This is a genomic window from Pseudomonas sp. M30-35 (genome assembly GCF_002163625.1).
In the GTDB taxonomy this organism is placed as follows: domain Bacteria; phylum Pseudomonadota; class Gammaproteobacteria; order Pseudomonadales; family Pseudomonadaceae; genus Aquipseudomonas.
In genome coordinates, this window is the sequence record NZ_CP020892.1 from 2,536,431 (window position 1) to 2,551,300 (window position 14,870).

Here is a 14,870-nt window from a genome sequence, read left to right on the forward strand (position 1 = left end):
GCTGTGTTGGTGCTCGTGCTAATGATCATGCTCAAACAGCTAGTCGATTGGTAAACTTGGCTATACAGACAGCAAAACGCCCTGAACCAGTCAGGGCGTTTTAGTCTGCTTCTGTACATGATGCGTGTTAGACGTTAATCACTACACGGCCACGGCTTGGGCATTCGTCCATGTACAAATGAGCTTGGCCGACTTTGTCGAAGGCAAAGCTTTTATCAATCAGCGGCTTGAGCAAACCATCGCCGGTGAGTTGATTGATGCCTTTTACAGCCCGGGCAACCGCTTCTTTATCCTGCGGGATATCCAGCTCTTTCTTGCCGGTAAAGTTGCCGATGCAATGCACGAAGAACTGAATATTTTTCTGGAATGCAGCGCAGGCTGGGAATGGCGTCTCATTACCGCCCTGCAGCCCGTACAACACCAGGCGACCACGCGGAGCCAGTGCATCACCAAGCAGGCACATTTGTGGGCCACCCAAGGTATCCATGACAATATCAACGCCACGATCATTGGTCAGTTTCTTTGCCCGGCTGACCAGGTCTTGCTCTTCAGTCAGGATGATGTGGTCGGCACCGAGTTCGCGCAGAAATTCGGTATCCTCATCAGTATCGGTAGCGGCAATGACATGCGCGCCTAAAGCCTTGGCCATCTGCACGACATACGGGCCCCAGCAGCGGCTGGCCGCAGTGATTAACACCGTTTCACCAGCTTTCACCCGAGCCAGCTCGACCATGCCGAACCAACCGACCATGGAAGGCAAAAAGTGAACGCAGGCTTGCTCAGGCGTCAAAACGTCCGCGTAGCGCGCCACTGAAGTACGCGGTAACACCACCTCTTCAGCGTATGCCGGGTAGTCGTTTGGGCTGTGCGCAGGGAAGCTGGCGACCTTATCGCCAACAGCCAAGTCGTCAACGCCCTCACCTACCGCTAAAATCACTCCGGCGACTTCATAACCGAGTCCAGCGGGTAATTGAGCGTGTGTCGTTGCAAGATTCTGGCGCCAGAGCACGTCCTGCCAGCTTACACCGATAGATTCGACGCCTATCAACACTTCGCCAGCGGCAGGCGCAGGGCGCGAGCGCTCTTCGATTTTGAGGACGTCTGCCTCGCCAAACTGATGGAATCGGATGATACGGGACATCATAAACCTCTTCGATTGACCCCTTTAGACTTAGACTTTATCGGGCCTTTGTAAGCAATACCACATGCCAGTACTAATATTCACCATGCCTGTCGATGATGATACGTGGTTACAATATTAACAGTGTGCACTAGTGTATTGCTAAGGCAGCATAATCCGCATTAGCCTGATGCGTGCAGAAGCTTGAGGAACCACTGAAAAAGGTAGCGAGCGACGGGAGTACAAGGCGAAAAGGTGCGAAAAAGCGACCGAGGTCGCGCTCGACTTTAGTTGTCCTAAATGAGCATTTTGAGCAGCTTTTCAACGCAGTAATACCTAGCGCAGTAGTTTTGCTGTGGTTCCTTGGGCATTCTTATTTGAAATGGAAGATAGATGAACCGTAACGATCTTCGCCGTGTAGACCTTAATCTTCTGATCGTTTTTGAAACGCTGATGCACGAACGCAGCGTTACTCGCGCAGCTGAGAAGCTATTTCTCGGTCAACCTGCGATCAGTGCGGCCCTCTCCCGTTTACGCAGTTTGTTTGATGATCCCCTCTTTGTGCGTACTGGCCGCAGCATGGAGCCGACCGCACGCGCGCAAGAAATCTTTGGCTTGCTGTCGCCTGCGCTTGATTCAATTTCCACAGCCGTCAGTCGCGCCGCTGATTTCAACCCAGCGACCAGTAACGCCGTGTTCCGTATCGGCTTGTCTGATGATGTTGAGTTTGGCCTGATGCCACCGCTGATCAAGCGCTTGCGAGCAGAAGCCCCCGGCGTTGTGTTGGTGATCCGCCGGACCAACTATTTGTTGATGCCCGGACTATTGTCATCGGGCGAAATCTCAGTCGGTGTTGCCTACACTGAAGAGTTACCGGCCAACGCCAAACGTAAAGTGGTGCGGCGCAGCAAGGCCATGCTGCTGCGTGCAGACACCGTGCCTGGCGCACTTTCACTCGATGATTACTGCGCCAGACCCCATGCTCTGGTGTCATTCGCTGGAGATCTTGGCGGTTTCGTTGACGGAGAATTGGAAAAACTGGGCCGTAAACGCCGAGTCGTGCTCGCCGTTCCACAGTTCAATGCGCTCGGCCCGCTGCTAAGTGGCACTGACATTGTTGCCAGTGTGCCCGACTACACAGCCGCCACCTTGACCGCGGCCGGCGGTTTACGCACCGAACCGCTGCCACTGGAGACCCAAACCTTTGAATTACACATGGCTTGGCGCGGCGCACAGGACAATGATCCTGCTGAACGCTGGTTACGCTCGCGGATTCAAATGTTTGTGGGCGACCCAGACAGCCTTTGATTCAAGCCGGTCCAGCGTTCAATCGCTGACACCAGGAAATCACATCCTGAATGTGCAAGGAAGCACTGGCTACCATCTCTTATCTGCCTCGCCGCCATGTAGTTCTAACGAGCGGTGCCACGCGTCATGTGGAAGGCTGCGGGTCACTACCTGCCCTGCTCCAGAACTCTTCGGCAGACTGACTGAGAATTGCTTTGGGGCGGGTCAGATGAATATCCAGGGGGATATCCCAGCTTTCGTCGAGAGCTCTAACTAAGCGCCCTTCCAGGACTTCTTGCTCGGTGAGGCTCTTGGGTAACCACGCCACTCCTTTGCTTTCCAGGGCCATAGACATTAATACCGCGGCAAGATGGCTGCTGAAAAGTGGTTTGAGGTGAAGGTAATCTTCCTTGCCGCGCAGTCTGTGGGCGACGATACGCCCCAGTCCAGACTCATGGGTGTAAGCGAGGTATGGCAATGCCGCAGGCAAGGTACTGAAGTTAGCAGAAGCACTCGCAAGAGGAACGAGAAGGTCTTCCCCCACCTTCTTGCTGATGAACTGATCAGGGGCTAGTAAAGGCGGTACGTCGGGATGACGGTGGCAGAGCAGAAACTGAACCTGGCCATGTATCAGCATCTGCTCACAGACAGCCATGCTATCTGAGTGCAACTGTACAGCCTCAATGGGAGCACCGTTTTCTGAGCTTCGAAGCCATTTGGGAAAAAATGTAAACGACAGGGAGTGAGTTGCCGCGAACTGCAGCGATTTGGCTGCCATCCCAGCGACCTCTTGAGCCTCGTTGCGCATCCGGTACAAATGTCTGGCAACTGCCTGAGCACTGGGTAAAATTTGCCTACCTGCCTCGGTAAGGGTTGCTCCTTGGTGGGTGCGCACAAACAACTCGACCCCCATCCAATTTTCCAGCGAACGAACTCTGCGGCTGAATGCGGGCTGAGTAACATGGCGTGCTTCGGCGGCACGGACAAAGCTGCCGTACTCCGCAAGCGCCGAAAGATCTTCAAGCCAAACTAGTTCCAAGGGCCATGCCTCCTGCGCATAGGGTGCGGCATTAATAGCATTGGGCGGGTGATATCGCAAAGCATAACGTGGTGCTACATACAACAAGAGGAACCCGTCATGCGCATCGTAGATATTCGTGAAAAAACTGTTTCTATTGCCTCTCCAATTGCTAATGCCTACATCGACTTTTCGAAAATGACCTGCTCGGTTGTCGCTGTCATCACCGATGTGATCCGCGATGGCAAACCTGTCATCGGCTACGGTTTCAATTCCAATGGTCGCTATGGCCAGGGTGCACTGATGCGTGATCGTTTCCTGGCGCGTATCACAGAAGCTGACCCAGACACTCTTGTCGACCATGACAACAACAACCTGGATCCGTTCGCGATCTGGAAAACTCTGATGACCAATGAGAAGCCTGGGGGGCATGGCGAGCGCTCGGTCGCAGTTGGCACCATCGACATGGCTGTATGGGATGCCGTCGCCAAGATTGAAGGAAAACCTTTATATCGCCTGCTGGCTGACCGATACCGTAACGGCGTGGCAGATGACAAGGTCTGGGTCTATGCAGCAGGCGGCTACTACTATCCAGGCAAAGATCAGACAAAGCTCAAGGCAGAAATGCAGAGCTATCTCGACCGCGGCTACGACGTCGTCAAAATGAAGATCGGAGCGGTGCCACTGGACGAAGATATCCGCCGCATCGAAGCGGTACTTGAAGTGGTTGGGGACGGTCGTCGACTGGCGGTCGATGCCAACGGTCGTTTCGATCTTCAGACAGGTATTGCTTACGCCGAAGCGATCAAGAAGTACAACCTCTTCTGGTACGAAGAGGTCGGCGACCCGCTGGACTACGCACTCCAGGCTGAGCTTGCCAATCACTATGAACTGCCAATGGCCACGGGGGAAAACCTGTTCTCCCATCAGGATGCTCGTAACCTGCTGCGCCACGGCGGTATGCGCTCTGATCGCGACTTCCTCCAGTTTGACTGTGCTCTGTCCTACGGGCTCGTGGAGTACATGCGCACTTTGAAGGTGATGGAGGATATGGGTTGGTCTTCCCGCCGTGTGGTTCCGCACGGTGGCCACCAGATGTCTCTGAACATCGCAGCGGGTCTGCACTTGGGCGGTAATGAGTCGTACCCAGATGTATTCCAACCTTTCGGCGGCTTCGCTGACGGCATCCAAGTCGAAAATGGCTACGTCGGGCTGCCGGACATTCCAGGTGTTGGCTTCGAAGCCAAGTCCGCTTTGTACGCAGTCATGCGCGAGTTGGGCGAAGGCTGATCAACCTCTATCTGCGGCCTCTTTGAAAGAGGCCGCAGACTCAGGCGTCACCAACTGACGCCAAGCCACATGCCCATCACAAAAATAAAATGAGGTGCTTCCGTGGAAACTTCCAAGTCCCGCTGGTACAGCCAGTTGTATGTGCAGGTATTGATCGGCATCGTGATCGGTGCCGCTATCGGTTACTTCACTCCTGATATTGGAGCCAAGCTGCAACCCTTTGCCGATGGCTTCATCAAACTGATCAAAATGCTCTTGGCGCCAATTATTTTCGGTACTGTCGTTGTCGGTATCGCCAAGATGGGCAGTATTAAAGAGGTCGGGCGGATTGGCGTAAAAGCGCTGATCTACTTTGAGGTTCTCTCTACTATCGCCCTGGTCGTCGGCCTTATCGTGGTCAACATCGTCAAGCCTGGCGTTGGGATGAACATTAACACCAGCACACTTGATGTAAGTGCCATCAGTAAATACAGCCAAGCCGCCAGTGAACAAGGCGGCACCATTGATTTCTTTCTAAATATCATCCCCCATACCTTCCTGGGTGCATTCTCGGATGGTGTCATGCTTCAGGTCATTCTGCTTTCGGTCTTGATGGGCGTTGCACTGGTTCAAATGGGAGAAACCAGCAAGCCGCTAATCAATACCATTGACCTGTTCCTGCAAGGCCTGTTCAAGATCGTTGCAATGGTCATGCGCTTGGCGCCGATTGGTGCTGGTGCCGGTATGGCGTTCACCATCGGCAAGTACGGGATTGGTACCTTGCTATCGCTCGGCCAGTTGCTCGTCGCACTCTACATTACAACGTTGTTTTTTATCGTGGTGGTGCTGGGTACGGTCGCCAGATGGTCGGGTATGCCGTTGATGCAGTTTATCCGCTACTTCAAGGATGAAATTCTCATCACGCTTGGCACCTGTTCAACAGAGGCCGTACTGCCGCGAATGATGGTGAAGCTTGAAAAGCTTGGCTGCAAAAAATCGGTAGTGGGCATGGTGCTGCCAACGGGGTACACCTTCAATGCGGACGGCACCTGCATCTATCTCACCATGGCTGCGATCTTTATAGCCCAGGCCACCAATACACCGCTGACCTTTGTGGATCAGATGATTCTGCTGGGCGTATTCCTGCTGACGTCCAAAGGCTCGGCTGGTGTGGCGGGTGCAGGGTTTGTAACGCTGGCTGCAACGCTGACAACCATCCACTCCATTCCTCTGGTAGGGCTCGTTTTGCTCTTGGGCATTGACCGGTTCCTGAACGAAGCGCGGGCCGTGACCAACCTAATAGGTAATGGCATCGGCACCATGGCGATTGCCAAGTGGGACAACTCGTTCGATGTCGAGGCCTGCGAGCGTGAAATTGCCAACATGACACATGAAAAAGCGGCAAGGAAAGCATTGCTGGCACAGAAATAATTCGCAAAACGCTCCGGTCATTTCCCGTCTTAAACGGTGTATGACCGGTAGTGCTTTCCAGGTCTCGCCTAACTCGGAACGAGCACAACGAATTACTTGAAAGAATTTTATGGAGCCAAAAATGATTGAGCGATCACATCATGAATTGCGCAAGGCGTTTGGTGATTTACTTCAAGGGACCGTCTGTAAATTTGCCGCTTCCGTATTCGATCCCATCTCGGTTCGTATGGCATCCGACCTTGGCTTTGAGGTTGCCATCCAGGGTGGCTCCGTTGCCTCGCTTCAAGTGCTTGGAGCACCGGACATTGCACTACTCACACTTGATGAATATGTCGAGCAGGTCTCCAGAGTCGGCCGGGCCAGCCAAATCCCGGTCATTGCGGACGCTGACCATGGATTTGGAAACGCGCTGAATGTGATGCGAACAGTCACAGAACTGCAGAAAGCCGGTGTTGCCGCGCTAACACTGGAAGACACCCACCTGCCGGCCAAGTACGACGAGCAGTCGCCCGTGCTTATCGAAAGGGAAGAAGCTGCAGCCAAGATTTACGCTGCGCGGTTTGCCCGGTCAGATGATGCTCTCAGCATCATCGCCCGAACGAATGTGGCGGTTACCACGCTGGAAGATTCCATTGCACGCACCACGGCCTATCAAAAAGCTGGGGCCGATGCGATTTGCCTCACCGGAGTAAAGGACGGCCAACACTTAAAAGCACTCACCTCACATCTTTGCGTGCCGATCATGCTGATCAATTATGGAAACCCTGCTCTGAGCGATGTTGAAAAATTGAGTGCGGTCAATGTGCGGGTCGTAGTCAATGGACATGCCCCGTATTTGTCCACAATCAAAGCGACCTACGAGACGCTACGCGAACAAAGCGGCATGGAGGGAAGCGAGCTTTCCCTCCCTGAGCTGCTATCGAAATACACGCTCTCGGATAATTACCGTGAGTGGGCGAAGACCTATTTAACGCAGGCATCACGCACTGGGAGGAGCTGACAGATCGGCAAAACCTGAACACACCGAAGATATCGTGGCAATCAACTTACTTGGCACTATTCGCATGGTGTATGCATTTACTCCCCACCTGTTCATACAGCCCAGTGCGACGATTGTGAATGTCAGCTCGGCTCTGACATTCGTAGCGCTGCCTGCCACACCACCCACAGCGCAACCAAAGCGGCAGTTCAATCGCTCACTTAAAACTACAGAGTCCAAGCTGCTTGATCACGCCGCTATTCTCAGCTGTTTACATACAAAGGCTACATTACATACGATTAACAAACTCAGCGTCTGGATTCGTCTGCGAAGCTCTTTTTTCTTCAATCGAGAACACTTCCATATCACAGCGTTTTGGCCTGCTGTCACGTGGCGACGGTCTTTGAGCAGGCCAAGCTGCATATGCTGCTGCGCTCACCCATTCAAATGTTTGTGGGCGACCCAGACAGCCTCTAAATGCGCACCAACTGTGTGCGCAGCCTCTCGAATGGCTTAATTCGCGCACTACTATTGCCTCATTACAATAATAAGACCTCTATAATCATTTTCAATAATACTTAACTTCGTGGTGTTCGATTCGATAGCCGAGTCATTGCGACTCAAACTCCGCCCATTCATTACACCCACGGGCGGGAAAAATCATGGAACAGCCAAACAACAAGATCTGGCACCTTCCACTTGCAGTACTTGCGGCAGTGGTTCTCAGTGCTTGCGGCAAGACTGAGGAAACCTCACAACAGCAACATGCAGCGAAGGTCAGTGTCGCTGAAGTCATTGAACAACCGATCAACGAATGGGATGAATTCACTGGGCGCTTAGAGGCGCCTGAGTCAGTTGAAATTCGTCCACGGGTATCTGGATTCATCGACAAGGTCGCTTTCGATGAAGGCAGCTTGGTCAAGAAAGGTGACTTGCTGTTCCAGATTGACCCGCGTCCTTTCAACGCAGAAGTTAAACGCCTCGAAGCACAACTCAACCAAGCCCGTTCGGCTTACTCGCGCACTCGCAGTGAAGCTCAGCGTGGCGAACGCCTGCGCAAAAGCAATGCCATATCAGCTGAGTTGGCAGACGCCCGCGCGAGCAGCGCTCAAGAGGCTCAAGCAACAGTAGCCGGCATTCAGGCAGAGCTTGAAAATGCGCGACTAAACCTCAGTTTCACCCGCGTAACTTCGCCGATCGATGGCCGCGTCAGCCGTGCAGAAATTACCGCCGGCAACCTGGTTACAGCCAGTGAATCGCTGCTTACATCGGTTGTTTCAACCGATAAGGTCTATGCCTACTTCGATGCCGATGAGCAGGCCTTTTTAAAGTACGTGGAAATAGCCAAGAAATCGGGGGGCAATACTCGTGACGCCAGCCCGGTTTACTTGGGCCTGTCCAACGAAACCGGCAACCCGCACCTGGGCAAGCTCGATTTCCTGGACAACCAGGTCAATCCACAAACCGGCACCATTCGTGGCCGCGCAGTGTTTGACAACAGCAATGGTGAATACACCCCAGGCCTGTATGTACGACTCAAGCTGGTCGGCAGCGGTACCTATTCAGCCAAGCTGATTCAAGATGCTGCCGTAGGCACAGACTTGGGTAAGAAGTTCGTGCTGGTGCTTGCCGATGACAACAGCGTGAGCTATCGCGCCATTGAGCTGGGGCCAAAAGTTGAAGGTTTGCGCATTGTCCGCAACGGTTTGGAAAAAGGCGACAAAATCGTCGTCAACGGCTTGCAGCATGCGATGCCAGGCTCAACCGTTGACCCACAAACCGTCGCCATGGCTGACGAGCAAACTCTGGCCAATCTTGCGCGCATCCGTAACGAGGTTGACTCAGCAGTTGATAGCGCAGTGGGCATTGCTGAACGCCCTGCTCAGCCAAACGCATCACCTCGCGGCTAAGGTTAAAAGTCTATGAATTTCTCTCAGTTTTTTATCAAACGGCCAATTTTCGCAGCGGTTCTGTCGCTACTGATTTTGATTGCCGGTGCGATTTCGCTCTTCCAATTGCCAATCAGTGAATACCCTGAAGTCGTGCCGCCAACCGTCGTGGTGCGCACCAGCTTTCCAGGCGCCAACCCCAAGGTAATCGGTGAAACGGTTGCCTCGCCACTTGAACAAGCCATTACCGGCGTTGAAGGCATGCTGTATATGTCTTCGCAGGCCACCTCTGACGGCGCATTGACCCTGACGGTTACCTTCGCCCTGGGCACTGACCTCGACAACGCGCAGGTTCAGGTACAAAACCGGGTCACCCGGACCATGCCAACCTTGCCCACAGAAGTGCAACGCCTTGGTGTCACGGTCGATAAGGCATCGCCAGACCTAACCATGGTGGTTCACTTAACCTCGCCAGATAACCGCTACGACATGCTTTATCTGTCGAATTACGCTGCGCTCAATATCAAGGATGAGCTTGCCCGTCTTGATGGTGTGGGTGATGTGCAACTCTTCGGTTTGGGTAACTACTCGCTGCGCGTCTGGCTTGATCCCAATAAAGTAGCTTCGCGAAATCTAACCGCTACCGATGTGGTTAATGCCATTCGTGAACAGAACCGACAGGTTGCCGCTGGCTCACTGGGGGCGCCACCCACCGCTGGCGATAACAGCTTTCAGTTGTCGATCAATACCCAAGGCCGACTGGTCACCGAGGAAGAGTTCGAGAACATCATTATTCGCGCTGGCGAAAATGGTGAAATCACTCGCCTCAGAGACATCGCCCGGGTTGAGTTAGGTTCCAGCAAGTACGCACTACGCTCACTGCTTGATAATAAACCTGCGGTCGCCATTCCGGTGTTTCAACGCCCCGGCTCAAACGCTATCGAGATTTCAGATTCTGTCCGTTCACGCATGGCTGAGCTGAAAAAGAGCTTCCCGCAAGGCATCGATTACGAGATTGTTTACGACCCGACCATCTTTGTCCGTGGTTCTATCGAGGCTGTTGTACACACCTTGCTCGAAGCCATTGTGCTGGTGGTTCTGGTGGTAATTCTGTTCCTGCAAACATGGCGAGCGTCGATTATCCCACTGGCTGCGGTACCCGTTTCGTTGATCGGTACTTTTGCAGTGATGCACATGTTTGGCTTCTCGCTCAATGCCTTGTCGTTGTTCGGCTTGGTGTTGGCAATCGGTATTGTGGTCGACGATGCCATCGTAGTTGTGGAAAACGTCGAGCGTAATATTGGTCTGGGTAAAAACCCTGTCGAGGCCACTAAACAGGCGATGAAAGAGGTTACAGGCCCGATCATTGCGACTGCGCTTGTGCTCTGTGCGGTGTTCGTACCGACAGCATTTATCTCCGGCCTTACCGGCCAGTTTTATCAGCAATTTGCCTTGACCATTGCGATCTCGACGGTGATCTCAGCATTCAACTCGCTGACCCTGTCGCCCGCGTTGGCTGCTGCCTTGCTGAAAAGCCACGACGCACCGAAAGACCGTTTTTCCCGCGTGTTGGAACGCCTATTCGGCGGCTGGTTATTCAAGCCATTTAACCGGATGTTCGAGCGAGCCAGTCATGGTTATGTCGGCACAGTCGCACGGGTACTGCGTGGCAGCAGCATTGCCATGTTGGTATATGGTGGGCTATTGGCGTTGACCTACTTTGGTTTCGCCAGCACGCCAACCGGTTTCGTGCCGCCGCAAGACAAACAATACCTCGTGGCTTTTGCCCAACTGCCGGACGCTGCAAGCCTTGATCGTACGGAAGATGTGATCAAGCGTATGTCCGAAATTGCCAGTGAATACCCTGGGGTTGCCAATACCGTTGCCTTCCCGGGCCTGTCAATCAACGGCTTCACCAACAGCCCCAACAGCGGCATCGTGTTCACCACACTCAAGTCGTTTGATGAGCGCAAGGATCCAAACCTTTCAGCTGACGCCATTGCGGCTGCGCTTAATGCCAAGTTTGCGGATATCCAGGACGCCTATATTGCGATTTTCCCACCACCGCCTGTTCAAGGTCTGGGAACTATCGGAGGCTTCCGTGTGCAGGTTCAAGACCGCGGCAACCAGGGTTATGACGAGCTGTATAAGCAAGTGCAAAACGTCATCAGCAAAAGCCGTGAGGTCCCTGAATTAGCCGGTTTATTCACCAGTTATCAGGTAAACGTCCCGCAAGTTGATGCCGATATTGACCGCGACAAAGCCAAGATCCACGGCGTCGCCATCAGCGATATCTTTGACACCATGCAGGTGTATCTGGGCTCGCTGTATGCCAACGACTTCAACCGTTTTGGTCGCACTTATCAGGTGAATGTGCAAGCTGACCAGAAGTTCAGGGTTGATGCGGATCAGATTGGCCAGCTCAAAGTGCGTAACAATCGCGGTGAAATGGTGCCTCTCTCGACATTCATTAAGGTGAAAGACAGCTCCGGCCCTGATCGCGTCATGCATTACAACGGCTTTATTACCGCTGAAATTAACGGTGGCGCAGCCCCCGGCTACAGCTCGGGTCAAGCCCAGGTAGCAATGGAGCGTCTACTCGATGAGCAACTGCCAAACGGCATGAGTTATGAGTGGACCGAGCTGACATTCCAGCAAATTCTGGCGGGTAATACAGCACTGTTTGTCTTCCCGCTTTGCGTGTTGCTGGCGTTCCTGGTGTTGGCGGCTCAGTACGAAAGCTGGAGTCTGCCGATGGCGGTGATATTGATCGTACCAATGACGCTCCTGTCGGCAATTGCCGGGGTGATTCTTACCGGCGGCGACAACAACATCTTCACCCAAATTGGCCTCATCGTCTTGGTCGGGTTGGCCTGTAAAAACGCGATTCTGATTGTTGAGTTCGCCAAAGAACAACAGGAAGCCGGTATGGACCCAGTCAGTGCAGTTCTGGAAGCTTGCCGCTTGCGGTTACGGCCGATTCTGATGACCAGCTTTGCCTTCATCATGGGCGTGGTTCCGCTGGTATTCAGCTCTGGTGCGGGTGCTGAAATGCGTCATGCGATGGGTGTCGCGGTGTTCAGCGGCATGCTCGGTGTAACCTTCTTCGGCCTGCTGCTCACCCCAGTGTTCTATGTACTGATTCGTCGCTTTGTAGAAAAACGCCAAGCAAAACGCGCGCTACGTCTACTGGAGGCAAGTGCATGAAGTTGAAGTTATTCGCACCTGCCCTGCTCGCTTTGGCGGTATCCGCCTGCGCTGTTGGCCCAGACTTTAAACAACCTGAAAACAGCCCGGCGCAGTTGGCACAGTTGAATGCTGGCAAGTATGACCAACAGCACTTTGAAGCCTTGTGGTGGCAGCAGTTTGATGACCCGACACTGAATCAACTGGTGAACCAGTCTCTGCAAGAGAACCGTGAGCTGCGTGTCGCGTTCTCGCGGTTACGTGCGGCGCGGGCGATTCGTGACGATGTTGCCAACGACCGCCTGCCAACCATTACCAGTCGCGCCAGTAGCGACATTGGTAAGGCACAGCAGCCGGACATCACTGAGGACCGGGTTAAAACCGAGCGTTATGACTTGGGTCTGGATATGGTCTGGGAGCTGGATCTTTTCGGTCGAATTCAACGTCAACTTGAAGCCAGTGACGCGCAAATTGAAGTTGCCGAAGCCGATTATTATCAGCTGCAAGTAAGTTTGATCGCGGAACTGGTTGATGCCTACGGCAGTTTGCGTGGCGCCCAATTGCGTGAGCAAATTGCCCGCGAAAACTTGCATAATCAGGAGGAATCACGCGGCATCACTGAGCATCTACGTGATGCAGGTGTCGGCAGCGAACTGGATGTGCTGCGCGCCGATGCGCGTCTTGCCGCCGTTGAAGCCAGCGTGCCGCAATTGCAGGCAGAGCAGGTGCGGGCGCGTAATCGCATCGCCACTTTGCTCGGCCAGCGTGCGGATCAGCTCAAAGTGGACTTGTCACCCAAACCCATCCCGGCGATTGCTAAAGCGCTGCCGATTGGGGACCCTGCTGAGCTACTACGCCGACGCCCGGATATTCATGCCGCTGAGCAAAATTTGGCAGCGGCTACCGCCAATATTGGTGTAGTCACCGCTGACTTGTTTCCACGGGTCAGCCTGAGTGGCTTTCTCGGTTTCACCGCCGGTCGTGGCTCACAGATTGGTTCTTCTGCGGCGCGGGCGTGGGGTGTTTCCCCGAGCATCACCTGGGCTGCGTTTGATCTAGGCAGCGTCAAGGCACGGATTCGTGGCGCTGATGCCGAAGCTGAAGGCGCTCTGGCGCAATACGAGCAGCAAGTGTTGCTGGCACTGGAAGAGTCAGAAAACGCCTTCAGTGACTACGCCAAACGCCAACAACGATTGCTCGCACTGATTCGCCAATCCGAAGCCAGTCGGGCTGCAGCTGACCAGGCTGCCGTGCGCTACCGCGAAGGCACGGTCGACTTTTTGGTGTTGCTTGATGCTGAGCGTGAACGCCTCGCCGCCGAAGACACTCAAGCTCAGGCTGAAGTTGAGTTGTATAGCGGTATCGTGGCTATCTACAAAACCCTCGGCGGTGGCTGGCAACCGAGCAGCTAATCACGGTTAGCCGTCCCACCCTAAAAGCCCCGCCCGGTCTCGGTTGCGGGGCTTTTTATGTTAATTCCTCAGCGCCCTGCAACTAGCCAATGTAATCATCCTGCCTCAGGCATGCGCGGTATTGTCTAAGCCGATGAGCCACAACTTTAGTATTGAGATTGTATTTCAGGGATTTCAGCTTTCGCCGTAACAAATCTCTGAGATGACACTCTAGTACTAATCCCGCGACTAGCTGGCAAAAGTACAGGCACGTGTGCGGCTGTGTGACAGTGATCATGGGGTTAGTTGTTCTAGACAAGGGCGCACGACGCGAGTTGTGGGCAGTCAACGAGGTTGTGGTGCTTATCCCCCTTACACTGGCATTTCTAATCGGCTGGGTCTCGCAGCGCATGGGCTTGTGCCTAGTGGCGGCTATCACCCTGGCACTGCATAAACGGCCAACCCTGTTTGTTGCGCTGGCATCCTGCGGCTTGTTTGGCCTTCTGCTGACTCCGTTGTATCAATACCTTGGCGTGTCACAACCCTTTTATCAGCCGGTTGCTCCTTACCCCCACATTCTCCTCGGTGGTTTTTTGTTTGGGGTCAGTTCGGTGCTCAATAACGGCTGCAGTGTTGGCACCCTGACCAAGTTGGCACGCGGCGACTTGAGTAAGGCGTTCACCATTATTGGCTGGGTTGTCGGGATTGTGCTCTGGCATCACCTGAATATGGATATAACTGAAAAGCGAACCCTTGCACCCTCGCCCACAAGCGTTAACTACCTGTTGGCCATTGGCTTGGTGATCGGCAGCCTGCTAGTGCTTGTCCGTTTTCAGCGCGAAAAACATTATGTCGGCTTGAGTATTTTGCTTGGCCTGCTGACCAGCGCGCTATACACCTTCGAGCCGCACTGGACGCCGAGCCTGCTGTTTTATGACTTGTCCAAAGCGGTATGGATTCAGCAATGGGGCATCAGCGCGACAAGATTCGGTATTTTCTCAATGCTTGTGATTGGCATGTACTGCTTCACCATTTACCGTAAAACCTTCGATTACCGGGCGTTCAACTTGCTCGACTCGAGCCGTTACCTGTGTGCCGGAACACTGATGGGCGTCGGCGCATCAATGATGCTGGGCGGTAACGACTCGCAAATATTATTGGTATTCCCAACGCTGCACCTGACGACAACGTTGCCGCTGCTGGCTATTTGCAGCGGGATTGTGTTGAGCATCCTGCTCAAGGAGTACATGGCTCGGCTACGCAAACAGATGCACACCAATCGGTAATGCCTGAACGCTTA

The 14,870-nt window shown here is 53.7% G+C and carries 10 protein-coding genes and 1 pseudogene; 9 read left to right on the forward strand and 2 right to left on the reverse strand.

Annotation, left to right across the window (positions count from 1 at the left end):
- Positions 1–127: 127 nt before the first annotated feature.
- Positions 128–1,141, reverse strand: a complete 1,014-nt coding sequence (locus B9K09_RS11650; protein WP_087516955.1) for a zinc-dependent alcohol dehydrogenase family protein — start codon at positions 1,139–1,141, stop codon at positions 128–130.
- Between the two features lie 372 nt (positions 1,142–1,513).
- Here B9K09_RS11650 and B9K09_RS11655 point away from each other — a divergent pair, with 372 nt between their 5' ends.
- Positions 1,514–2,428: a LysR family transcriptional regulator gene (locus B9K09_RS11655; protein ID WP_087516956.1), complete on the forward strand. Its 915-nt coding sequence runs from the start codon at positions 1,514–1,516 to the stop codon at positions 2,426–2,428.
- A 124-nt stretch (positions 2,429–2,552) separates the two neighbouring features.
- On the opposite strand, the gene B9K09_RS11660 is transcribed toward B9K09_RS11655, so the two are convergent.
- The gene (locus B9K09_RS11660; RefSeq protein ID WP_087516957.1) at positions 2,553–3,446 is read right to left on the reverse strand and encodes a LysR family transcriptional regulator; all 894 of its coding nucleotides are present in this window, start codon (positions 3,444–3,446) and stop codon (positions 2,553–2,555) included.
- 99 nt (positions 3,447–3,545) lie between these two features.
- Between B9K09_RS11660 and B9K09_RS11665 the strand changes: the two genes are divergently transcribed.
- The 8 genes and pseudogenes from B9K09_RS11665 (at position 3,546) to B9K09_RS11700 (ending at position 14,856) form a co-directional block, all read left to right on the forward strand.
- Positions 3,546–4,715 carry a mandelate racemase/muconate lactonizing enzyme family protein gene (locus B9K09_RS11665; RefSeq protein WP_087516958.1) on the forward strand — a complete coding sequence of 390 codons (1,170 nt, stop codon included), beginning with the start codon at positions 3,546–3,548 and terminating at the stop codon, positions 4,713–4,715.
- Positions 4,716–4,817: 102 nt separating this feature from the next.
- Positions 4,818–6,125 carry a C4-dicarboxylate transporter DctA gene (gene dctA, locus B9K09_RS11670; RefSeq protein ID WP_087516959.1) on the forward strand — a complete coding sequence of 436 codons (1,308 nt, stop codon included), beginning with the start codon at positions 4,818–4,820 and terminating at the stop codon, positions 6,123–6,125.
- 121 nt (positions 6,126–6,246) lie between these two features.
- Entirely contained in the window at positions 6,247–7,125 is an 879-nt protein-coding gene (locus B9K09_RS11675) for an oxaloacetate decarboxylase (protein ID WP_087516960.1), read from the forward strand.
- A pseudogene (locus B9K09_RS11680) lies at positions 7,095–7,326 on the forward strand (SDR family NAD(P)-dependent oxidoreductase); the annotation flags it as partial. The gene B9K09_RS11675 and the pseudogene B9K09_RS11680, both read left to right, overlap by 31 nt.
- Positions 7,327–7,766: 440 nt before the next feature.
- Positions 7,767–9,014, forward strand: a complete 1,248-nt coding sequence (gene mexE, locus B9K09_RS11685) for a multidrug efflux RND transporter periplasmic adaptor subunit MexE (protein ID WP_087516961.1) — start codon at positions 7,767–7,769, stop codon at positions 9,012–9,014.
- Positions 9,015–9,026: 12 nt separating this feature from the next.
- Positions 9,027–12,200: an efflux RND transporter permease subunit gene (locus tag B9K09_RS11690; RefSeq protein ID WP_087516962.1), complete on the forward strand. Its 3,174-nt coding sequence runs from the start codon at positions 9,027–9,029 to the stop codon at positions 12,198–12,200.
- Entirely contained in the window at positions 12,197–13,591 is a 1,395-nt protein-coding gene (locus B9K09_RS11695) for an efflux transporter outer membrane subunit (RefSeq protein ID WP_177408661.1), read from the forward strand. Before B9K09_RS11690 ends, B9K09_RS11695 begins: the two co-directional genes overlap by 4 nt.
- 275 nt (positions 13,592–13,866) lie before the next feature.
- The gene (locus B9K09_RS11700) at positions 13,867–14,856 is read left to right on the forward strand and encodes a YeeE/YedE thiosulfate transporter family protein (RefSeq protein ID WP_087516963.1); all 990 of its coding nucleotides are present in this window, start codon (positions 13,867–13,869) and stop codon (positions 14,854–14,856) included.
- Positions 14,857–14,870: the final 14 nt, after the last annotated feature.

What these genes read in the sequence shown, in the direction of transcription:
- B9K09_RS11650 (WP_087516955.1), bottom strand. Translation starts at nt 1,141, where the DNA reads ATGTCCCGTATCATCCGATTCCATCAGTTTGGCGAGGCAGACGTCCTC.
- mexE (WP_087516961.1), top strand. Translation starts at nt 7,767, where the DNA reads ATGGAACAGCCAAACAACAAGATCTGGCACCTTCCACTTGCAGTACTT.
- B9K09_RS11665 (WP_087516958.1), top strand. Translation starts at nt 3,546, where the DNA reads ATGCGCATCGTAGATATTCGTGAAAAAACTGTTTCTATTGCCTCTCCA.
- B9K09_RS11695 (WP_177408661.1), top strand. Translation starts at nt 12,197, where the DNA reads ATGAAGTTGAAGTTATTCGCACCTGCCCTGCTCGCTTTGGCGGTATCC.
- B9K09_RS11675 (WP_087516960.1), top strand. Translation starts at nt 6,247, where the DNA reads ATGATTGAGCGATCACATCATGAATTGCGCAAGGCGTTTGGTGATTTA.
- B9K09_RS11700 (WP_087516963.1), top strand. Translation starts at nt 13,867, where the DNA reads ATGGGGTTAGTTGTTCTAGACAAGGGCGCACGACGCGAGTTGTGGGCA.
- B9K09_RS11690 (WP_087516962.1), top strand. Translation starts at nt 9,027, where the DNA reads ATGAATTTCTCTCAGTTTTTTATCAAACGGCCAATTTTCGCAGCGGTT.
- B9K09_RS11655 (WP_087516956.1), top strand. Translation starts at nt 1,514, where the DNA reads ATGAACCGTAACGATCTTCGCCGTGTAGACCTTAATCTTCTGATCGTT.